18 protein-coding genes and 1 pseudogene are annotated in these 22,190 nt (G+C 42.2%); 11 read left to right on the forward strand and 8 right to left on the reverse strand.

Annotated features, from left to right (window positions below; translation table 11 throughout):
* Positions 1-25: 25 nt before the first annotated feature.
* Both murB and mutL read right to left on the reverse strand, forming a co-directional pair.
* The gene (gene murB, locus CGC50_RS07940) at positions 26-1,027 is read right to left on the reverse strand and encodes a UDP-N-acetylmuramate dehydrogenase (protein ID WP_095910391.1); all 1,002 of its coding nucleotides are present in this window, start codon (positions 1,025-1,027) and stop codon (positions 26-28) included.
* Between the two features lie 98 nt (positions 1,028-1,125).
* The gene (mutL, locus tag CGC50_RS07945) at positions 1,126-2,949 is read right to left on the reverse strand and encodes a DNA mismatch repair endonuclease MutL (RefSeq protein ID WP_095910392.1); all 1,824 of its coding nucleotides are present in this window, start codon (positions 2,947-2,949) and stop codon (positions 1,126-1,128) included.
* Positions 2,950-3,044: 95 nt separating this feature from the next.
* On the opposite strand from mutL, the gene CGC50_RS13780 reads away from it, so the two are divergent.
* The 3 genes from CGC50_RS13780 (at position 3,045) to yidD (ending at position 4,516) form a co-directional block, all read left to right on the forward strand.
* The gene (locus CGC50_RS13780) at positions 3,045-3,200 is read left to right on the forward strand and encodes a hypothetical protein (protein WP_157909442.1); all 156 of its coding nucleotides are present in this window, start codon (positions 3,045-3,047) and stop codon (positions 3,198-3,200) included.
* A gap of 315 nt (positions 3,201-3,515) precedes the next feature.
* Entirely contained in the window at positions 3,516-4,283 is a 768-nt protein-coding gene (locus CGC50_RS07955; RefSeq protein WP_157909443.1) for a hypothetical protein, read from the forward strand.
* Positions 4,284-4,306: 23 nt separating this feature from the next.
* Positions 4,307-4,516, forward strand: a complete 210-nt coding sequence (yidD, locus tag CGC50_RS07960) for a membrane protein insertion efficiency factor YidD (RefSeq protein WP_081451908.1) — start codon at positions 4,307-4,309, stop codon at positions 4,514-4,516.
* Here yidD and CGC50_RS07965 read toward each other — a convergent pair.
* Together CGC50_RS07965 and CGC50_RS07970 are read right to left on the reverse strand one after the other, a co-directional pair.
* Positions 4,467-5,432, reverse strand: coding sequence for a 2-hydroxyacid dehydrogenase (locus CGC50_RS07965; protein WP_095910394.1), 966 nt, complete (start codon positions 5,430-5,432; stop codon positions 4,467-4,469). The two genes, yidD and CGC50_RS07965, sit on opposite strands and share 50 nt — an antisense overlap.
* 14 nt (positions 5,433-5,446) lie before the next feature.
* Entirely contained in the window at positions 5,447-6,532 is a 1,086-nt protein-coding gene (locus CGC50_RS07970; protein WP_095910395.1) for a class I SAM-dependent methyltransferase, read from the reverse strand.
* Positions 6,533-6,997: 465 nt separating this feature from the next.
* Here CGC50_RS07970 and CGC50_RS07975 point away from each other — a divergent pair, with 465 nt between their 5' ends.
* The 6 genes and pseudogenes from CGC50_RS07975 to pta all read left to right on the forward strand — a co-directional run.
* The gene (locus CGC50_RS07975) at positions 6,998-8,365 is read left to right on the forward strand and encodes an OmpA family protein (RefSeq protein ID WP_095910396.1); all 1,368 of its coding nucleotides are present in this window, start codon (positions 6,998-7,000) and stop codon (positions 8,363-8,365) included.
* 144 nt (positions 8,366-8,509) lie between these two features.
* Positions 8,510-9,835, forward strand: a complete 1,326-nt coding sequence (locus tag CGC50_RS07980; RefSeq protein ID WP_232781071.1) for a M16 family metallopeptidase — start codon at positions 8,510-8,512, stop codon at positions 9,833-9,835.
* A 12-nt stretch (positions 9,836-9,847) separates the two neighbouring features.
* On the forward strand, positions 9,848-11,272 hold the full coding sequence (locus tag CGC50_RS07985) for a M16 family metallopeptidase (RefSeq protein ID WP_095910397.1): 1,425 nt from the start codon (positions 9,848-9,850) through the stop codon (positions 11,270-11,272).
* Between the two features lie 169 nt (positions 11,273-11,441).
* On the forward strand, positions 11,442-11,963 hold the full coding sequence (locus tag CGC50_RS07990) for a DUF4136 domain-containing protein (RefSeq protein ID WP_095910398.1): 522 nt from the start codon (positions 11,442-11,444) through the stop codon (positions 11,961-11,963).
* 247 nt (positions 11,964-12,210) lie between these two features.
* Positions 12,211-13,902 (forward strand): gliding motility lipoprotein GldJ, encoded by a 1,692-nt coding sequence (gldJ, locus tag CGC50_RS07995; protein ID WP_455578798.1) that lies wholly within the window; start codon positions 12,211-12,213, stop codon positions 13,900-13,902.
* Between the two features lie 153 nt (positions 13,903-14,055).
* Positions 14,056-15,075, forward strand: a pseudogene (pta, locus tag CGC50_RS08000) (phosphate acetyltransferase); the annotation flags it as partial.
* A 77-nt stretch (positions 15,076-15,152) separates the two neighbouring features.
* Here pta and CGC50_RS08005 read toward each other — a convergent pair.
* From CGC50_RS08005 to CGC50_RS08020, 4 genes are all read right to left on the reverse strand, one after another.
* Complete coding sequence (locus tag CGC50_RS08005) at positions 15,153-16,862, reverse strand: leucine-rich repeat protein (protein ID WP_095910400.1); 1,710 nt, start codon at positions 16,860-16,862, stop codon at positions 15,153-15,155.
* A 135-nt stretch (positions 16,863-16,997) separates the two neighbouring features.
* Positions 16,998-17,714 carry a cyclase family protein gene (locus tag CGC50_RS08010; protein WP_095910401.1) on the reverse strand — a complete coding sequence of 239 codons (717 nt, stop codon included), beginning with the start codon at positions 17,712-17,714 and terminating at the stop codon, positions 16,998-17,000.
* Positions 17,715-17,819: 105 nt separating this feature from the next.
* Positions 17,820-18,833 (reverse strand): phosphatase PAP2 family protein, encoded by a 1,014-nt coding sequence (locus CGC50_RS08015; protein ID WP_095910402.1) that lies wholly within the window; start codon positions 18,831-18,833, stop codon positions 17,820-17,822.
* A gap of 110 nt (positions 18,834-18,943) precedes the next feature.
* Entirely contained in the window at positions 18,944-19,933 is a 990-nt protein-coding gene (locus CGC50_RS08020; RefSeq protein WP_002665776.1) for an aspartate-semialdehyde dehydrogenase, read from the reverse strand.
* 117 nt (positions 19,934-20,050) lie between these two features.
* Between CGC50_RS08020 and rimO the strand changes: the two genes are divergently transcribed.
* On the forward strand, positions 20,051-21,358 hold the full coding sequence (rimO, locus tag CGC50_RS08025; RefSeq protein ID WP_095910403.1) for a 30S ribosomal protein S12 methylthiotransferase RimO: 1,308 nt from the start codon (positions 20,051-20,053) through the stop codon (positions 21,356-21,358).
* Between the two features lie 10 nt (positions 21,359-21,368).
* Complete coding sequence (locus CGC50_RS08030; RefSeq protein ID WP_095910404.1) at positions 21,369-22,133, forward strand: hypothetical protein; 765 nt, start codon at positions 21,369-21,371, stop codon at positions 22,131-22,133.
* Positions 22,134-22,190: the final 57 nt, after the last annotated feature.

The following is a 22,190-nucleotide window of genomic DNA, read 5'->3' on the forward strand; positions in this document are numbered from 1 at the left end:
GCAAAAGTAAGAAATATTTGCCACCCTACCAAACATTTACCTCCATTTCCAACTGGATACCAAAACGATTCAGAACACGCTTTTGGATATGGCGAGCCAAAGCAAGTACTTCTTCTCCAGTAGCCCCGCCAAAATTGACTAAGACTAAGGGTTGTCTGTGGTGAACCCCTACTTTATCTATTCGGAAGCCTTTGAGTTCACAAGTCTCAATAAGGAAGGCCGCGGGAACTTTGACCTCCTCGGTAGATATCTCAAAATGAGGCATAGTAGGGTAGCGTTCTTGTAAGGAGAGGAATTGTTCTCTTGGGATGACAGGATTCTTAAAAAAGCTTCCGCTATTGCCGAGTTCTGTAGGGTTAGGGAGCTTGCTCAGGCGAATCTCTTTGATAACCTTCGAGATCAGTTCAGGAGTTTCTCCCCAGCCTTTTTCTTGTAAAAGTGCGCGAATATCTCCATAGTGTGTTTTGAAAAGATGGTCGCGCTTTGTCTGGCAAAAGGTTGCAGAGAGGATGATATACCTTCCTTTTTGCTGTTTGAAGAGCGAATCACGGTAGCCAAAGTGGCAGTTTTCCTTCAAGAGGGTCATGGTTTGACCACTTTCTCGGTCAAGCACTTCACAGGAGGAAAGTACATCCTTGAGCTCTACCCCATAGGCACCTATATTCTGTACAGGAGCAGCACCTACTGTGCCATAGATTAGGGATAGGTTCTCCAGACCGCCATATCCTCTTGCTACACAGGAGTCCACAAAGTCACTCCAGACTTCTCCAGCTTGTGCTTTGATCCATACATGTGAGTCTGTCTCTTTTTCTACAGAGATTCCCTTTTGCATGATTTTCAGTATGGGGGTCTGTATCTCTTGGGTAAGTAAGATATTGCTACCTCCCCCCAGTACGATTAGGTTTGGATAAGAGCGCAGTGCCTCAAGGATATCTTTTGTATCATAGGCTTCTATAAGTAAAGCTGCTTTTTGTTCTATGCCAAAGGTGTTATAAGCTTGTAGTGAAATGTTCTTGTGTATGTTCATAGGGTTCAGTTGTTAGTGTTTTATTGTCAGTTGTTAGTGTTCCATTGTTAGTTGTAGTTAATCATTAATCGTTAATCATTTTGATCATTAATTGTTGATTATTGTAGCCTATTTTCCAGTTCGTTAGAGGATAGTTCTGTATATATTTTTTTGCCAAAGGGGCTTATCAGACTATCCTTACAGGAGAAGAGGTCATAGACCAGCTGTTCCTGTTCCTCAGCACTAAGTGTTTGTCCGGCCTTAACAGCAAGGCTCTTGGATAGATTCTTGACCAAGGCCTCCTTCTGAGAGAGTTCATCTTGAGGGATATCCTCCATTTCCTTCTCTAATAGCTGGTGCAGGATATCCTCCACTTGGCTCTCCTTGACCATGGGGGGGAGTCCGGTAAAACAGATTTTGTTCCCCTGAATCTCCAAGAGAAAACCAGCTCTATTAAGTAAAGGAATCAACCCCTGTAGGGAGATGATTTCTGTAGGAGAAAATTCGAACTCCAGAGGAAATAGCAGCGATTGGCTCACGCTCACCCCTTGGGTAATACTCTTGTGAAACCGTTCGTATAGAATGCGCTGGTGGGCACGTGATACATGGATAAAAAGCACCTTATCCTTCAAATAAGTGATGATGTATTTCTTCTGGAAGTACAAGAGCGTCTGAACCTTGACCTCTGTAGAGTGTTCTATCAGAGTAGGGGCGGCTTGTTCCTTCTCAAAAGGATCGTTTACTCGAGAAGGAATCCCCGCATAGAGCGACTCCCACTGAGGGGATGGAGTATTTCTATGAGAAGAGGAAGTCCCTCCTAAGGTGGAGGAGTTGTCCATCTTGAAGGGGTTGAAATTGCGATCCACCTGATAGGTCGGGGTCTGAGCTTCCTTATCCTTATAGGAATAGGGTACCTCCTGACTCTCATCCAAAGAAAAATCAATGGTAGGGAGCACATGGAACTGTCCTAAGCTATGCTTGATGGCCGAGCGCAAAAGAGCATAGATAGTTTGGTCGTTGTCGAACTTTATTTCAGTCTTGGTAGGATGTATGTTGATGTCAATATGTTTGGGATCTATCTCCAAATAAAGGAAATACTCAGGCTGTTCCCCCTCCCTGAGCAGTCCCTCGAAGGCACTTAGTACGGCATGGTGCAAGTAGCGATTTTTGACAAAACGATGATTGACCATGAAGAACTGAAGAGACTTATTGCGCTTGAAACTATTGCGACTGATAAATCCATGTATATTGACTACCTCTGTTTTTTCTTCTACAGGAACCAACTGCTCGTTCAAGCGGTTGCCGAATATCTGTATGATACGCTTTTTCAGAGAAGTAGGAGGGAGGTTGAACTGTTCGACCCCATTGTGAATCAGACAGAACTGTATATCAGGGTGAGCCAAGACCACACGATGGAATTCGTCCAAGATATGACGGAGTTCCACATTGTCGGACTTGAGGAAATTGCGCCGTGCAGGCACATTGAAGAAAAGATTCTTCATCGCGATAGAAGTTCCCTTCTGGGTTACAGTAGGATATTGATCCGTAATCTTATTTCCTTCTATGGTAATAGCAGTGCCAATCTCCTCCCCCTCCTGGCAGGTGGTCATTTCCACCTGAGCAATAGCAGCAATGGAAGCCAGAGCTTCTCCACGGAAGCCCTTAGTCTGTAGGGAGAAAAGGTCATCAGCTACACGGATTTTCGAAGTAGCATGTCGCTCAAAAGCTAAGCGAGCATCAGTAGGAGACATACCTATACCATTGTCCACCACCTGCACCAGGGTACGTCCTGCATCCTTGAGGATGAGCTTTATCTGAGTGGCCTTGGCATCAATAGCATTCTCCAAGAGCTCTTTCACGGCGGAGGCAGGTCGCTGGATGACTTCACCTGCGGCTATCTGATTGGCTACATTGTCAGGAAGTAATCGTATAATGTCAGACATCTAAAAAATCTATTTGTGTTAGAAAAAGAAAGATACTCAAAAATAATTATTTATTCAGGAAAAAAGACAGATTGAAATCGAAAAAATAGAAGAGGATGAGTATCAGTACCAGTACAATAACCCATACCAACCGATTGGAATGGCTTCGAATACTGGCAGGCTGGCGCATCTCTTTCCATTGGCGCCGAAACGAAGACGCCCTACTCTGGTGCTTTACAATAGAAAATCCACCCCGCTCCTCAGTCTCCTGATAATAACGAGGTTGGTAGGAAAATTGCCTGATTTTTTGAGTTTTAAAAAAATTGATTTTCACTTTCCTTGTGTTTTTAATGGGTGCGAAAATACAATTTTTTTAGTAAAAAATCGGAAAAATTTATCAACAGTATTTTTTTCTAAGAATGATTAAAGAATGAGAATTAAAATAATTTTGCAAGAAGTGTTGTTTTTTTATTTAAAAAGTGTTATATTTGCCAAATCAATACATCTTGTATTTTTGTAGAGAAAGACAGGGTTTATAGTATTGATAATCAGAAAATTAAAAAAGATAACCCCTAATATATATAAAAATGAAAAATTTATTTTTAGTAACTTTTGCTTGGTTGATGATGATAGCCATTATAGGAAGTGTCATCTATTCAATGTTGTTTTTAGGGCAGATGTATGTTCCTCATGATGAGACCTTTCAGTATTTCTGGTGCTGTTTTACGGCGGCAGTGCTAATCCCAGCATACAAGGGGATCTATTATATTCACAGCTTATGGTTGAAGATGCTTAAGGAATACCGAGAATCTTCCTACAGAGAAGAAGAGGTGAAGGAGATACCTTTCTTTCAGGAGGTGACCAATAAAGTAGATGAGGTGCATCCACTTATGCAGAAGAAAGAAGGAAGAATAGCTCCAAGGGAGGAACTCACTGAGACTCTTCGCAAGATACGTTCTGAGGCCAATTCGAAACTATCTCAGCTAAGAACAGAGGATATTGCCAATACCAAGAAAGACAGTCACTACTTTATTAGCAAATATACTTCAGAGAAAAACATTTTGGTAGATACTATCTTCGAAGGAGAACAAGAGGCTGCTCCTGAGAGAGCCGTGGTGGAAAAATCAAAAGAAGTCCTCCAGCCAGTATCCTCGACTCCTGTTTCAGACAAAGAGGAACAAGAAGAGGCGTATCCTGTGGAAGAGAAATCTTCTAAAGCTCAGAACCTAAGAGCAGTGATGGATACAGAAGGAAAGAAAGCACCTGCACGTAAACCTCGTAAGCAGACAGGTAAAAAAGCGGGCAAGGGAGGTACTCAAACAAGCAAAGGACGCACTCATAAGAAGAAGGAATAATGCAAAGGAAAATAAACCAACTCTTGACCTATCCCTTTATCCTTTTGGTGCGCTTCTACCAAGTGGCTATTTCCCCTTTGAAGCCGCCCACCTGCCGCTTTAGTCCTACTTGTTCTACCTATGCTTTGGAAGCCCTCAAGAAGTATGGACTTCTTAAGGGCGGTAGGCTTGCCCTCAGGCGTATTATGCGTTGTCATCCATGGGGAGGGAGTGGGTATGACCCAGTGCCTTGATCTTGTCCACAATCACTTGAGATAGAAGCGTTTTACTTTCTATAGTCCACCCTGCGATATGGGGGGTGAGAATTACATTGTTTGCCTGAGTTAGGTAAGAAAAGGCCTCGGGGAGTGTTCCTTTGAAGAAATTCTCAAAAGAAGATTGTTCATACTCTAAGACATCCAACCCAGCACCTAAGATCTTACCTTTTTGTAAGGCTGAGACCAAGTCCTCAGTAATGACACTCTTACCTCTGGCTGTATTGATAAGCCAGAAATTCTTAGCAAATCCTTCTATAAAAGTAGTATTGACCATCCCAAGAGTCAGGGGAGTTTCTGGTGTGTGTAGGCTTACCACATCTACTTCCTTTTGGAATACCTCCAAGGGCACTTGTGTAGCACAAGTATCTCCCACACCTTCCTTGATATCATAACAGAGTACTCGACAATCGAACCCTCGTAACTTCTTAGCGAAAGCCTTCCCCATATTGCCATAGCCGATGATTCCTACTGTAAGAGAATCTAGCTCATAGCCACGGTTTTCTTCCCTGAGCCATAGTCCCTGAGCTATCTCTTGATCCGCCTTCTTGAGCTTATTGAGCAAGGCAAGCAGAAGAGCCAAAGTATGGTTTCCCACCGCATTGCGATTCCCTTCAGGAGAAGAGATCAAGGCGATACCCTTCTGCTGGGCATAGGTTGTATCGATATTTTCCATACCTGCCCCCACCCGAGCGATAAACTTCAGGCGAGAAGCCTTGTCAATAAATCCTTTATCTATACGGAAGCGGCTACGAATCACGATGCCATCATAGGCAGCGATCTTGTCCTCTATCTCAGCCTTGCTGCTGAGGTAGTCTGTATCATTTTCAAAACCCGCTTCTTGGAGTTGGGCTATCATCAAGGGATGATTGCTGTCAATATGTAGTATTTTCATTGGCTTACCATTAGCTATTTTTTCTTACATACGAAGATACTATGTCCCTTTCCTAAGTGGTCATGAATCTGGGTAACCTCTAATCCAGCAGCTTCCACACAGCGTATCATGTCCTGAGAATAGTACATCTTGCTATTACCATTGGCCATCACCGAGAAATAAAGGCTGATCTGGGTAAGGCAGTAAGCCCCTGTCTCATACTGCTGTCTGTCCCAATAGCTCTCCAATATATATAGTAGGGTATGTGCATCCATTGCCTGAGCAGCCCGCCTGAGGATACTGATGACCTCCTCTTGGGAGAAACAATCCAAGAATTGGCTCATCCAAATCACATCGAACCCTTTGGGGAATGTTCCCTTTGGATCGAGCAAGTTGGCAGGATATTCCTTGATACGATCTGCACCCTCCTTTCCTCGGGTAGCCTCTCGCATGAGGCCTAACTGTTGGGGAAGATCCATGATGGTAACCTCTACCTCAGGGTTATAGCCTATGCACTGCATTGCCCATCGCCCAGTATTGCCCCCTACATCCAAGAGCTTCTTTACAGGAGAAGAGAAGACAATCTCCAAAGCCTCCTGAAAGGAGTTATCTGAGTAATGATGGTCAAAAGCAAACCATTTCTTTTGAGCTTCCCTGGGTAGCTGGGAGAGTCCTTCGTAGATAGTAGGCCACTGCCCGAAGACCTCAAGTCCTGCCGGACGCCCTTCCCGAAGGGTTTCTTCCATATAGAAAAGCCCTTGGTAGCATACCTCATGGATAAAATCCATATTGATTCTTACCGATTCGTCATTGAGAAGAAACCACCCCGCTTTGGTAAGTACAAAGCGATCCTCACTTACTCGAACCGTTCCTATAGAGAGAGAAGCCTCTAAAAGCACTTGCACAGCATACTCACTCACAGAAGTGTGCTCGGCAATTTGTTTCTGGGTCAATCCCTTATTGTGATCCGAGAGGAGCTGAAGGATGCCAAACTTTATCATCAAGCGCGATACCTGAAACACCACAGGGGCAAAGGCTATTTCGTGAGCCAAGCGCTGTGCCTGAAGGGCTGAAAGGTGCTCTTGTGTATACTGTTGTGCTACAGAAGGAGACATTTTCATAACAATATCCTTAAAAAAGTGTAATAATTTCTCGCAAAAGTACATTTTTTTTCAGAAGTTACCAAATAAATATCCATCAATACAGAAAATAAAGAGAGAACAAAGTTTCCTTGATTTGCAACAGTTTGTTTTTCATTGTATTGCAAGAAAAGAGACAACAAGGTAAAAAGTTTTTAAAAAAAGTAGATTTGTCTTTCATTATTAAAAATAAATCTGTATCTTTGCACTTTATTTCATCCCTTTCTAGTCGAAGGGATTTTAGGTGTTTTGAAGGGGGATGGAAAAAGTTATCAACAGAAATAAGGTCTTTTTAGGGAGATTTTTAAGCTTAAAAACACATAACAAACATTATTAATATGTTAATTTTTTTTCGAGTACTGAAAAATTTTTGTGTAGGAGAAAAAAAAATTGTACTTTAGCGGCGAGTTTTAAACAATTACAAATATTAAATTAAATTTCAAACGTATGAAAAGAATTAAAATTTCATTAGCGTCTTTAGCATTGGTAGCTACAGTAGGCTCTGTGCAAGCGCAGGATGAAAACAGCAAATGGGCGATAGGGTTCGGAATCAATGCTGTTGATATCCGTACACCTCATCAGTTTGGAGATTTCCTCAAAGATTGGGGAGGAACTAAAGACTTGAACATTCTTCCTGCTGTGACTAAGCTCTCTGTAGCTCGTTACATAGGTGCTGGTTTCTCTGCTGAAATCGAAGGATCCTTGAACAAAATCAAAGAAGGATTCGATGGATACAGCGAAGATAAATCATTCTGGAGCGCTAACCTACAAGCTAAGTATGCTCTTAGAAGATTGTTTACTACAGAATCAGGCTGGTTCGATCCTTATATCAAAGTAGGGGGAGGATATACTGCTTACGAAAGCCGCTTCGATGACAAAGAAGGAGGATTCAAAGCTCTTGCTGGTGGTGGTATCAACTTCTGGTTCACTGACCACCTAGGTGTAAACCTTCAGACAGGTTACCACCATGGTTTCCAAAAGAATGGAACTGACTACTTCCAACACTCTGCTGGTATCGTAATCAAATTCGGTTCTAAAGATACTGACAAAGATGGTATCCCTGATAATAAGGATGCTTGTCCTGAAGTAGCTGGTCTAAAAGAATTCAACGGATGTCCTGATACTGATGGAGATGGTATTGCTGACAAAGACGATGCTTGTCCACAAGTAAAAGGTCCAAAAGAATTCAACGGATGTCCTGATACTGACGGTGACGGTATTCCTGATAAAGACGATGCTTGTCCTGAAGTAGCTGGTCCAAAAGAATTCAACGGATGTCCTGATACTGACGGTGATGGTATTGCTGACAAAGATGACAAATGTCCAGATGTAGCTGGTCCTGCTGAAAACGGTGGATGTCCTTGGCCTGATACAGATGGTGATGGTGTTCTTGACAAAGATGACCTTTGCCCTGAAGTAGCTGGTCCTGCAAGCAACAAAGGTTGTCCAGAACCTGATGAAAAAGAACAAAAACAGTTGAACCAATATGCTAAGACTATCTTGTTCGATACAGGTAAGGCTACTATTAAGTTCCAATCTGCTGAAGTATTGAACCAAATCATTAATGTTCTTAAGAAATATCCTAACAGCCGCTTCCGTATCGAAGGTCACACTGATAGCACTGGTAAGAAAGCTAAAAACATGATCCTTTCTCAAAACAGAGCTGATGCTGTGAAAGTATACCTCATCCAAGGTGGTATCGATGCAGGCCGCTTAGAATCTCAAGGTTTCGGTCCTGAAAAACCAATCGCTTCTAACAAGAACAAGAAAGGTAGAGAACTTAACCGTCGTGTAGAAATCAACCTAATAAAATAATTATTTAGGATTTAATACCTTCAAAAAGGTTACCCCATGTGGGTAACCTTTTTTTATTCTTATAAAGGTAAGTTTTTCCTAAAATATTTCTTTATCTCAGGAAAAAAACCTAACTTTGCCGTAATGTTTTTATCACTTTCATTTATGAAAAAATATATTTTAACGCTCAATGCTTTGCTACTCTCCACTGGAATAGCTATGGCACAAAAAATCAACTTTGAAGAGTATGACCTCCCTAATGGATTGCATGTGATTCTACATCAGGACAATTCTGCTCCTGTAGTCACTACTACAGTTATGTATCATGTAGGAGCCAAAGATGACCTCCCAGGGAAGTCCGGTTTTGCTCACTTTTTTGAACATCTACTCTTCGAAGGAACCAAGAATATCCCCAGAAGTCGTTGGTTCGATATTGTCTCTGCTCATGGTGGAGATAACAACGCTTTCACCGATGTGGACAAGACTTATTACTATGAGACCGTTCCCTCCAATAACTTACAACTGGCCTTGTGGATGGAGTCCGAACGATTGCTTCACCCTGTAATCAATCAGATAGGTGTGGATACACAGAAGGAAGTAGTCAAAGAAGAAAAACGCGAAGGAACGGATAATGTACCTTATGGAAAAATCATCTATATGCCTGTGGTGCAAAATCACCTCTTCGATAAGCACCCTTACAAACACCCTACCATCGGTAGTATGGACGACCTGAACTCCGCCAAGCTCGAAGACTTCATCCGTTACAACCACCGTTACTACAACCCTAACAATGCAGTCTTGGTCGTAGCTGGAGATTTCCAGAAAGATCAGGCAAAAAGCTGGATAGAAACCTATTTTGGTCCTATCAAAAATCGTCAGGCTAAGCCAGTTCGTAATTATCCTATGGATGCCCCCATCACACAGACTAAAAAAGTAACTGACTATGATGCTAATATCACAGCTCCAGCCAAAGTATTGGCTTGGCGTACTCCTAAGATGACCGAACAAGATGCACGTGTGATGGACTTCATCCAAGCTCTCTTGGCCAATGGAGAGAGTGCCCGCCTCTACAAAAAAATGGTAGAGGAAAAGAAAGAAGTACTCCAATTCATCTCTTACACTTGTAACTATGAGGATATAGGAATCCTTATGATTGCTGCTGTGGCTCAGGATGCACCTTTGGAACAGCTTACTCGCGATATGGACAGTGAAATTAAGCGCTTACAGACAGAACTTATCTCTGAAAAAGAATATGAAAAGCTTCTTAACTCCTTTGAAACCAGTTTTATAGCTAATAATTCAGATGTAAGAGGAATAGCCTACTCCTTGGCTGTGGACTATACTTTCTACAAGGATACCAACCTTATTAACAAAGAATTAGATCTCTATCGTAAGGTAACTCGTGAGGATATTCGCCGTGTAGCTAAGCAATATCTCAATGCAAACCAACGCTTAGAAATAGATTATCTACCTGAAAAAAAATCCAACTAAAAAAGCATCTCCATGAAAAAAATATTATTAGCAAGCATTTCATTGCTTACCCCTTTTCTCTTGTCTGCCCAGATAGATCGAGACAAGATGCCTGAGCCTACCCAAATGCCTTCCTTTACTTTGGGAGAACCTCATGTGAAAAAACTCCCTAATGGGCTTACCCTTATGGTCGTGGAAAACCATAAGCTACCTCATGTCTCTGTTAGCCTTACCTTGGACAGACCTCCTATCGATGAAACTCAGAAGCCAGGGATGTACTATCTCACCTCTGAGCTTATGGGAGGTGGATCCAAAAATATCTCCAAAGAGGCATTCGTAGAGGAAACTGATCGTATGGGAGCTACGGTATACCTTACTGTCGATGGAGGAAATACCTATTCCTTGACTCGCTATTTTCCACGTGTATTGGAGCTATTTGCAGAGGCTGCCCTGCACCCGAACTTCACCCAAGCAGAGTTGGACAAGGCACGTGACAAAGCCATTGCTTCACTCAAAGCAGAAGAGAATAGTGCTCAGAGCATTATCTACCGTCTCAATAGTGCTCTTACCTATGGTAAAAAACACCCTTATGGAAGTTTCTATACCGAAGAATCCCTCAAGAGTATTACCCTTAGTGATGTCTCCAACTTCTATAAGACTTATTTTTCTCCAGCCAATGCTTATATGGTAGTGGTGGGCGATGTCAATACCGCTCAGGTGGAGGAATTAGTATCCAAATATTTCCATGAATGGTGGCCTGCCAAATCGCTACAGATGACCACTCCTACTCCTCAGGATGTACAGTATACTCAGGTGAACTTAGTAGATGTGCCTACCGCAGTACAGACAGAAATTAGTGCCTTCAACCTCTATCCACTTAAGATGAGTGATAAGGACTATTTTGCTGTAAGAGTACTCAACCAAATACTTGGAGGAGACTATGGTAGCTATATCAACATCAACCTACGTGAACAGCACGGATACACCTATGGAGCTCGCTCTTACATGGGGACAAACCGTTTTACTTTGGCTAACTTCTTTGTATCAGTGAGAGTACGTAACGAAGTAGCAGCTAAGTCTGTTGTAGAAATTCTTAAAGAGATCAAGCGTATCCAGACAGAAAATGTTAGCGAACAGAAGCTCAAAGAGGTAAAGGGACAGCTGGTCGGACGCTTTGTCATGTCTACCCAATACCCTGCTACCATTGCCAACCTTGCTGTAACCAGAGAGACACAGAAGCTCCCTATGGATTTCTACAGCAATTATATCAAGAATATAGAAGCAGTAACTGTAGCAGATGTAAAGCGTGTAGCTAACAAATATATAAAGTATAACAATTTACGCTTTATCATTGTAGGAAAATCTAGTGATTTTATCAAAGAATTGGAATCCCTTAAGCATAATGGAAAACCATTACCTATTTTCTACTATGACAAATATGCTAATAAAATCAAATAAATAATCAATGATTAAAGGTTAGTGGTTAATGAGATTTCTTATTAACCATTAACTTTTGATATTGTATAGAATTTTAAAAGGAAATTATTACACCCCTGCTCATTGCTCCCTGTTCATTATTTTTGGTATATTTTTTGATAGGTATATTTTTAATCAAAAAATTGTGTTTATGAAACCATTCATTACCCTCGCAATAGTTGCCACTGTTTTGACCTCTTGTGCAGGCATACAAGTAAGCTCAGATTATGACAGTAAGGCACCTTTTGCTCAGTATAAGACCTTTGCATTCCTCAAGGAAGGAATAGATAAGGCAGAAGTCTCCGACTTAGACAAGAAGCGTATTCTCAGAAGCATTGAGAGCCGAATGTTAGAGAAAGGCTATACACTTTCGGAGACTCCCGATATTTTTGTTAATTTCTTTACTCGAGAGAGAGAAAGACAGGATTTGTACCAGACTGTAGGAGTCGGTTGGGGCTGGGGCCCCGTATGGGGGAGCACAGTACAAGTGACCCCTACCCAGACAGAAGGAATCCTCTTCATTGATATTATTGATGGTAAGGGGAAAGACCTTATCTGGCAAGGGAAAGGAGCTGGAATGCTCTCCGAAAGAGCTAACAAGGACGAGCAGATAGATAAGTTTGTCAGTGAGATCCTCAAACAATATCCTCCACAACAGGTAAAAAAGCCGTAATTTTCTATCTAAAAAATATAATTTAACCTATCAAAATGACAAACTAAGTGTTAATTTTAGCTAATGTTTTTATGAGTGTTTAAAAGTTTTTTGTCTTGTGAACTTCGTAACCCCTTGTTTTTAAAGGAAAAACAGTGTTAAAAAAGAAGTTATCAACATATGAAAAAAAAAACAAAAAATGCTTTTTGTATCGAAAAAAAGTAGTAACTTGCGCCAAAATTGAACAATTAGAAAATTTTATTTAGAAATGGATATGCAAAGTTTAAAAAAACCTATGTTGGCCTCTCTCTTAGTGGCAGCATTTCTAGTAGGCTGTGGAAAGAAAGGATCTGATAAGAATACTTCCAGTGCCACAGGGTGGAAAATAAACGCTAAAGAAGGTGGATTCCAATACAATACAAACTTCAAGGAACAAGTAACCGGTCCTGGATTGGTATTTGTAGAAGGGGGTACTTTTACTATGGGTAAAGTACAAGACGACGTGATGCATGACTGGAATAATACTCCAAGCCAACAACACGTACAATCCTTCTATATGGATGAAACTGAGGTAACTAACAAAATGTATATGGAGTACCTCGATTGGCTTAAGCAAGTTTTTCCTCCAGAAGATAAGGACGGTCACTATAAGAACATTTACTTAGGAGCACTTCCAGATACTCTCGTATGGAGAAGCCCACTAAGTGCTAATGAAACAATGGTAAGCGAATATCTTCGTCACCCTGCCTATGCAGAATATCCTGTAGTAGGGGTGAACTGGGTACAAGCAACTCAATTCAGCTCTTGGCGTACTAACCGTGTAAATGAGTCTATCCTTGAAAAAGATGGCTATATACAACAAGGTTCTCGCTATCAAGTAGATGCTGAAAGTACTTTCAGTACTGATACTTACCTAAACACACCTGAAAATTCTTATGGTAGAAAAGTATCCGAATTTGCAGGTAAAAAAGCTACTAATAAGGATGGTAATGTTACCTATGCCAAGCAAACAGAAGGTATCCTCCTTCCTGAATACCGCCTCCCTACTGAAGTAGAATGGGAATATGCTGCTAAGTCTCTTAATGGTATCCGTGAATACAACAGTATCCGTGGACGTAAGAAATACCCTTGGGCAGGTCGCTATACTCGTAATGGAAAACGTGCTGAGATGGGTAACCAAATGGCCAATTTCAAACAAGGACAAGGGGACTATGGTGGACTTGCAGGATGGTCTGAAGATAAAGGAGATATCACAACTAAGGTCAAGACATTTGCTCCTAACGACTTTGGGCTCTATGATATGGCTGGTAATGTGGCTGAATGGGTAGCCGACGTATATCGTCCTCGTGTAGATGATGAACTTAGTGACTTCAACTACTATCGTGGTAATGTGTATACTAAAAATAAAATCGGTGAAGATGGTAAGCTTGTAGTAGTAGATGCTCAATCTATCACTTATGATACCCTAAGTAACGGACGTATTATAGCAAGAAACCTTCCTGGTCAGTTGGCTAAGGTAGCTGTGGACGATAACGAAACTTACCTCCGTTATAACTTTACTACTGCTGATAACCGTAACTACCGAGATGGGGATAGAGTATCAAGCAAGGAATATGCAAAACTTACTATGGACAGACATTCTGAAAACATAGATTCTCTTACAGCAAGCCAGAGAGCTAATGTGTCTCGTACCATGTATAACTCTCCTAACCAAAAAATCCTTAATGATGGTCAAGGAGGTATCATAAAAGTATATGACCGTTCTAACGACCGTACTACCCTTATAGACGACGAAGCTCGTGTAATCAAAGGAGGTTCTTGGAGAGATCGCGCTTATTGGATTGATCCAGCACAACGCAGATATCTCCCTCAGTATAGTGCTACTGACTATATCGGTTTCCGATGTGCTATGAGCCGTGTAGGTTCTAAAGCTAAAAAAGGAAAAACTTCTAGAGGATAAATAAAATTTTCAATTCCATGATAAAGAAAGCTGCCCCAAAAAGGCAGCTTTTTTATTGAAAAATGAAAAATTTTACCTATTATCTATTACCTATTACCTAAAAAAATCGTACCTTTGTGGTTCAGAAGGAATATTAAAAAAAATAGAACGATAATGAACACATCTGACGCAACGCCTGATACCTCCAAGAAGTTCCAAAATTACATGGTAGAAACGGCTAAGAAACTTCAAAAACGCATTGTTCTTCCCGAAGGAGAAGATAAGAGAATCCTCTCTGCAGCAGCTAAACTTGCGGAAGACGGATTGGCTTATTTGACTATCTTAGGAGAAGAAAAAGAAGTCCTCGCTCGTGTGGATGAGTTAGGCCTTACTTGGAACCCTGAGCGTATCCAAATCGTCTCTCCTAAGAAGAGCTCTAACTATGAGGCTTATTGGAAGAAATTGTATGAAATACGTAAAGAAAAAGGCATGACTGAAGCACAAGCCCAAGAGCTGATGCTTGATATCTCTTACTATGGTACTATGATGGTATTTATGGGAGAGGCTGACGGGATGGTATCTGGAGCGGTGAATTCCACAGCACACACCATACGCCCCTCTTTGCAGTTTGTCAAAACTAAGAAAGGCGTGAAAACAGTCTCTTCAGTTTTCTTTATGATCTTGCCTGATCGTGTATTGGTATATGGAGACTGTGCAGTAGTACCTAAGCCTACAGCAGAGCAATTGGCTGAAATCGCTATCACCTCTGCCGAGTCAGCCAAAGCCTTTGGTATAGAGCCTAAAGTAGCCCTTCTTTCTTACTCTTCAGGTACTTCAGGAAGTGGGGAAGAGGTAGACAAAGTGCGTGAAGCTACTGAGATAGTAAAAGCACAACGCCCTGACCTACTTGTAGAAGGCCCTATCCAATACGATGCCGCAGTGGATGCCACTGTAGCCAAACAGAAGATGCCAGATTCTCCTGTTGCTGGTAAGGCTAATGTACTTATTTTTCCAGACCTCAATGCAGGAAATATCACTTACAAAGCCGTACAGAGAGAAACGCACTCTATCGCTATAGGACCTATGCTACAAGGCTTGCGCAAGCCTGTAAACGATCTTAGTCGTGGGGCTACAGTACCTGATATTTACAATACAGTGCTTATCACTGCTATCCAAGCAGGAATGCAAGAATAATTTGTTTTATGTTATATAAAAGAGGGCTATCCTTTTGGGTAGCCCTCTCTCATGTTATATAGTTTTGAAAAGATCTGCTATTCTATTACAATAGATTTTATAATGGCTTTACGGCTATTATTGAGATTTTTATATGCTTGTTTTGATGCATGAGGTACATAAATAACAGTAAGTGTTGTTCCTGAAAAAGCACTCGATATTTGATCTATATTGAACGCAGTAGGGTTCTCCAAAACAAGTGTTTTAAGAGCAGAGCAATTCAAAAAAGTACGAGATTTAAAATGCGCTACTCCTTTAGGAATAGTAATCTTTTTAAGTTTGGCACAATTAGAAAAAGCTTGCATCCCTATAGAAGTTACTGTCTCTGGAATATCTATATATTGCAGACTAATACAATTTGTAAAAGTAAAATCTGCTATAGCGGTAAGTCCTTCTGGTAGTTCCACTCTTCTTAGTGCTCCACAGCCAGAAAAAGCGGATGCTTGAATCTCTGTTACACCATCTCCTATAATCACAGTAGAGAGTCTATCCCGTAGTTCTGGTACAGTAACAAAAGCCCCACTTGCTATAGTAGTAACATTCCTGAGCTTAGGTTCTAAGTTCATGTCTATATAGGAAGTCTTAGGGTTAAGCCATTTTAGTAAAGTCTTTCCATCGGAGCTAAGTTCATAATCTTCGGTAGCCATAGGTGCTCCTGTAAGAGAAATTCCTGTAGTAGGCCATCCAGAGGCTGTTTTAGGTCCATAGAATATCTTGGCTGTTTTGTCTATAAAGTAGTCACCTATATTACCATCTGAGGCTTGTGGAGTCCCATTACCGGCTAAGATCTTAGAGCCATCAGCACCAGGTTGCCCATCACGGCCAGGGTTTCCTTGAGCTCCTTGTTGTCCGGGGTTTCCTTGAGACCCTTGAGGCCCCTGAGTTCCGCGAGCGGGTTTTCCTGTATCCTGATCACCTACCCACCAGTTGCCATTCTCACCAATACGAGGGGTATGCCCATTCTGTCCATCACGACCAGGCTGTCCGTTTTGTCCGTTAGTTCCAGGGTTTCCCTGAGGTCCTTGAGCTCCACGTGCAGGTTTTCCAGTATCTTCGTTACCTATCCACCAGTTTCCATTGTCACCAATACGAGGGGTATGCCCATTCTGTCCATCACGACCAGGTTGTCCATTTTGTCCGTTAGTTCCAGGGTTTCCCTGAGGTCCTTGAGCTCCACGTGCAGGTTTTCCAGTATCTTCGTTACCTATCCACCAGTTTCCATTGTCACCAATACGAGGGGTTTCTCCATTTTGTCCATCACGACCAGGTTGTCCATTTTGTCCATCGCGACCGGGCTGTCCGGGTTGTCCATCGCGGCCGGGTTGTCCATCTTGTCCATTAGTTCCAGGGTTCCCTTGTGCTTTTACACCCAAGTCGGTATTGCCAACCCACCAGTTGCCATTCTCGCCAATATGAGGAGTAAGTCCAGGCTGTCCATTTTGGCCAGGCTGTCCGTTTTGTCCATTGGTACCATTATCTCCCTTGTCTCCCTTATCTCCTTTTAATCCCTTGAGATTCAATACGCTATTACCCCAACCGTCCTTCGTTTTAGGGCCATAGAGAGCTGAAGAACTCAAGTCCAGGTAATAATCACCTGTTTGTCCTTTTTCGGCGCTGGGTACGCCCTCACCTGAGAGGATCATACTGCCTTGCGTTACTTTCTCTTGTACAACGATTTTCTCATTCTCTTTTGTACAATGTATAGCGGAGAAAGACAACGCTAACAATGGTAACAAATACTTCTTCATTGGTTACAAAATTTGTATATAATCTATAGAGTGCAAAATTACGATTATATAATTTATTAAAAAAATTAACTTATTAACAGCTGCCGGAGATCAGTGAACTCTCGCGGATTTTCCCTATTACTTGTTTCCTGTTATCTAAAAGATCGCTACAGCACGTACAGGAGATCCTGTCGCTCCTCTCCAGTGAGGGTAGGCAATGGAGATGATAGCGCCTGTTGCAGGACATTGGTCAAGATTGGCCATTACTTCTATCTGGTAGATATCCTGAGAGAGAAGGTAATATTCTTCTACTAATCCTTTTGCAGCGGCAGGCACTCCTGCATCGGTATCCAAGGTCTCATGGCCTACAGCCTTGACCTTGCGCTCATGAATGAGAAACTCCAAAGCTTCGCGACTCCAGCCAGGGGTATGTTGTACGCCTTTGTCGTCTAAGTTACGCATCTGCTCATACGAAGGCCAGCGCTTGTGCCAATCGCTACGGAAAGCTACAAAAGCCCCTGGAACTATTTGTCCATGTTGTGCTTCGAAGGCCAAAATATCTTCGCGAGTGAGTATATAATCGTTGTTTTGGGAGACCTCTTGGGACTTGTCTATCACATAGAGCGGCAAGAGTAGGTCTTTTAAGGGTATATCATCGAGCCAGCGTCCTTGTTCTACAAAGTGGATAGGGGCATCGATATGAGTGCCATACTGGCCTACCACAGAGAATTGTTGTACATGGAAGCCATCTTTGAGAGTGAAGAGGTCTTTTTGTTCCAGTGCGGGTAGGGCAGGAAACTTAGGCGAATGTTCGTCAATCTGATGGGAGAGGTCTACCCACTGTTTTTCTTGTAAAATCTGGTATAAATTCATAATATAAGGGTTTTAGGATTATAGAATGAAAGGGTTTTAGAAATGGTCAATAAGGATGAATGGTCATTCGCTCCCTACAGGCAACTCAAAACTCAAAACTAAAAACTAAAAACTCAAGGCTACTCCATATAGAGGTGTGCCATCCCAAGCGGTGGAGCTGGAGAGGTTCCAATGGTATTTCTGAGCAGTCTTGACCCGATAGTCGGAGGTTTCAATACGCGATTTGGCAATATTTTTTCCGATGAGGTAACCCATAAAGAGGGCTATAGGGTAATCCGATGCCCAGTGTACTTTGCTCTGCATCATCTCGAAGGACATCAGCGCCAAAGCGGTATAGCTCACAGGCTTGATCCACTTATAATCCTTATAGTTCTCAGCCAGTACCGTAACCGCAGCCATAGCTGTAGTCAGGTGTCCAGAAGGCATCGCATCATAGTTGGAGGTATGCTTCTGGTAGGCGGCAAAGCTTGGAGCGAATGTCCAAGAACTGTGCCAATTTCCATTTTCTGCAGTGATAAAGGGACTTTCCCTTCCGGTAAGGCGCTTGAGAGGTTGTACGAATACTCCTGTGATGAGGATACTTTCAATCAGTTGCATGGCAGTACTCTTAGCTCTGTAATCATCGGTGATCAGGCCATAGGTAGCCAGCCCTCCACTGATGAGTATAAAGGTAGTACCATTGCCTATAAAGTACAGCGCCGAGTTCACATCGGCAGGGACAATCTTGAGGAATCCCAATTTCTTATAGGTATGTGCTTCATTCAGTCCCATGCTCTCCCCTAAGCTACGACTCTCTCGAATCAGCCAAGGATCGGCGGGAATCAGGGCAGCCGTAGCGCCCAAAGCAGCGATACCATACGGATAATAGGGTTTGGAGACGAAGTCCTTGAGGGTATTAAGGGCATTGCGGGGTGCCTTATTGATCAAATCCCAAAATTTTGGCTTCTGATAGGTGAAATACAGATCAGGCTCTATTTGGTAATGAGCACCTTCTATTTCCTTAGGAATCCAATTTTCATCTACAGGGATGGTATCGGACAAAGTGCCCACCACTACCTCCTGTGCCCTTGCGGTATTGATACAGAAAAAAAAGAGAAGTAAAAGAAAGATATGTTTCATAGATTGAATCATAGAGGATGAAAAACAAGAACAAAATAAAGGCGAAAAGTAAGGGCGAATAGCTATTCGCCCTTACAGAATATTGCTCATTATTTAAGATTAGGGAAGTATTACTTGAGGATTCCTTTTTTAATAAGAGCCTCGGCAATCTGGATAGTATTGGTAGCAGCTCCTTTGCGGAGGTTATCTGCTACCACCCATAGGTTGAGGGTCTTAGGTTGGGATTCATCACGACGTACACGTCCTACGAATACCTCATCCTTACCATGAGCATAGATAGGCATAGGGTAAGTGTTGGTATCGGTATTGTCCTGTAGGATTACCCCTGGAGCGTGGCTAAGGAGCTTACGTACTTCAGCAAGATCATATTCTTGTTCGAACTCTACATTGACCGCTTCACTATGCCCCCCTACCACAGGGATACGGACAGCAGTGGCTGTTACTTGGATAGAATCGTCCCCGAAAATTTTCTTAGTTTCTCTGACCAATTTCATTTCCTCCTTGGTATATCCATTTTCTTCAAACACATCACAGTGAGGGATGGCATTGCGGTGGATAGGGTAGTGGTAAGCCATAGGCCCTTGTATTCCTTTGTACTCGTTTTCCAGCTGAGTCACAGCCTTTACTCCTGTTCCAGTGATAGACTGATAAGTGGAAACCACAATACGCTTGATACCATACTTGCGCAAAGGCGCCAAGGCTACCAGCATCTGAATGGTAGAGCAGTTCGGGTTGGCTATAATCTTGTCCTCAGCGGTGAGTACCTCGGCATTGATCTCAGGGATGACCAATTTCTTGGTAGGATCCATACGCCAAGCGGAGGAATTGTCCACTACGACAGTTCCCACCTGAGCAAACTTAGGTGCCCATTCCTTGGAGGTATCCCCTCCGGCGGAAAATAAAGCAACATCAGGCTTAAGCGAGATGGCTTGGTTCATACCCACTACTTTATACTCCTTTCCCTTGAAGGATATGGTCTTTCCTACTGATTTTTCTGAAGCTACGGGAATGAGCTCCGTTACTGGAAAATTGCGCTCAGCCAAGACTTCCAGCATTACATTGCCTACCAATCCGGTGGCTCCTACTACGGCTACTTTCATATAAATTATTTTTTATGTACAAACACGCAAAAGTAGGAATTTTTTTTCTGACAAACAAAAATTTCTTTTATTCTTTTAAAAAACGTAATTTTGCACCCTCAAACAAGCAACAACATCATGAGGACAAAATCCATCAAACAGAATAAAATCAATGTAGTAACCTTAGGCTGTTCTAAGAATGTATATGATAGTGAGGTGCTTATGGGGCAACTCAAGGCCAGTGGTAAGGAGGTAGTACATGAGGACAAAGGAAACATAGTCGTTATTAATACCTGTGGCTTTATCAATAATGCCAAGGAAGAAAGTATCAACACCATTTTGGAATACATCCAAAAGAAAGAGGAGGGATTGGTAGATAAGGTCTTCGTTATGGGTTGTCTATCGGAGCGCTATAAGCCTGATTTGCAGAAAGAAATCCCCGATGTGGATCAATATTTCGGTACTACTGAACTCCCTGCTTTGCTCAAAGTATTGGGAGCTGACTATAAGCATGAACTTATAGGTGAACGCCTCACGACCACCCCCAAGAATTACGCTTACTTAAAGGTATCCGAAGGTTGCGATCGCCCTTGTAGCTTCTGTGCTATTCCGATCATGCGTGGTAGCCATAAGAGTACCTCTATCGAAAACTTAGTGATAGAGGCTGAAAAATTGGCTAAGAAGGGAGTAAAGGAACTGATTCTCATTGCTCAGGATGTAACTTACTATGGCTTAGACTTATACGGCGAACGCAAGTTGGCAGACCTACTCCGTGCCTTGGTCAAGGTAGAGGGGATAGAGTGGATCCGTATTCACTATGCTTTCCCTACAGGTTTCCCTAAGGATGTACTTACAGTGATGAAGGAGGAGCCTAAGATATGCAAATACTTAGATATTCCTCTCCAGCATATTGCCGATCCTATCCTCAAGAGTATGAAGCGAGGGACAACTAAGGCTAAGACCACACAGCTTTTGGAGGATTTCCGCAAGGCCATGCCAGAGATAGCTATTCGTACCACTCTTATTGTGGGTTATCCCAACGAGACAGAGGAAGATTTCGAGGAGCTCAAAGAGTTTGTCAGACAAATGCGTTTTGAGCGTTTGGGCTGCTTCACCTATAGTCATGAGGAGAACACCGCAGCTTATGAGCTGGAGGACAATATCCCTGAAGAAGTGAAGCAACGCCGTGCCGCTGAGATTATGGAGATACAATCCCAAATCTCTTGGGAGCTGAACCAAGCCAAGGTAGGGAAGACCTTCCGCTGCCTGATTGACCGCAAAGAGGGGCAATACTTTGTAGGCCGTACCGAGTACGACTCCCCCGATGTGGATAACGAAGTCCTTATAGATGCTGCTAAGCACTATGTGAAGATAGGCGACTTTGCCGATATCTTGATTACTGAGGCTACCGATTTTGACCTATACGGCGAGCCCGTTAAAAGTTAAAAAGTAGAGAATGAAAAAACTATTGTCCTTCATACTATTACTGCTTGTACTTTTAAGTAGTTGTAGCCCTGAAAGAGAGGTGTCTGTAAATAAGGAGCTTACTCTTTTTAGCAGGTTGGGAGATAGTGAGTATTGGAGGGAGCGCTACTTAGAGGCCTTTTGGAAAGAGGAAAAGGCAAAGTTTTTAGAATCCTTTTACGAAGCTCCCTTAATTGATGAGCAGGATATAGCTCTTTTGCAATCCTTCATCAAGCCATGGTTGGACTTTTATCATATTGACCTTCATGAGGCACGCCTTACTCGTACAGAAGAGCATGCCCCTATCAATGCAGGAGAAGATAAGGAGAGTCTCTATTACCACCCTTTTGAGGCAGCAGATGATGTAGGTGATGATCTCTGTAATCTCTATTCTCCTGATAAGATGCGCTATGTCAATGAGTACAAAGGGTGTGAGATCTCCGATGGCAAACTTTCTTTTAACATGGACGACAGTCAGAACATCAACCTTACTGACCGAAGGCTACGACATCATACCATGATCCTCTTTTTAGGTTCCCTTGAGGTATCTCATGATGTGTTTTGGAAGGATAACGATATCTTTGCTATTGTTGGCTATTCAGAGGCTACACTTAGCGAATATTATATCTACCTTTTTGATATAAAAAATAGCCTTATCAAGCGATATGCAATCCTTGACAATGGCTATACGCCTACTACTTACTACCCTTCCAATACTATCAAAAAAGCAATAGCTAAGGGCTATAAATATAAGTGAATAGTGAAAAGTTTGTATAACCCCTATACTAATTACTACTTTTAAGCAGTTGTAGGC

This window comes from Capnocytophaga gingivalis (genome assembly GCF_002302415.1).
In the GTDB taxonomy this organism is placed as follows: Bacteria; Bacteroidota; Bacteroidia; order Flavobacteriales; family Flavobacteriaceae; genus Capnocytophaga; species Capnocytophaga gingivalis.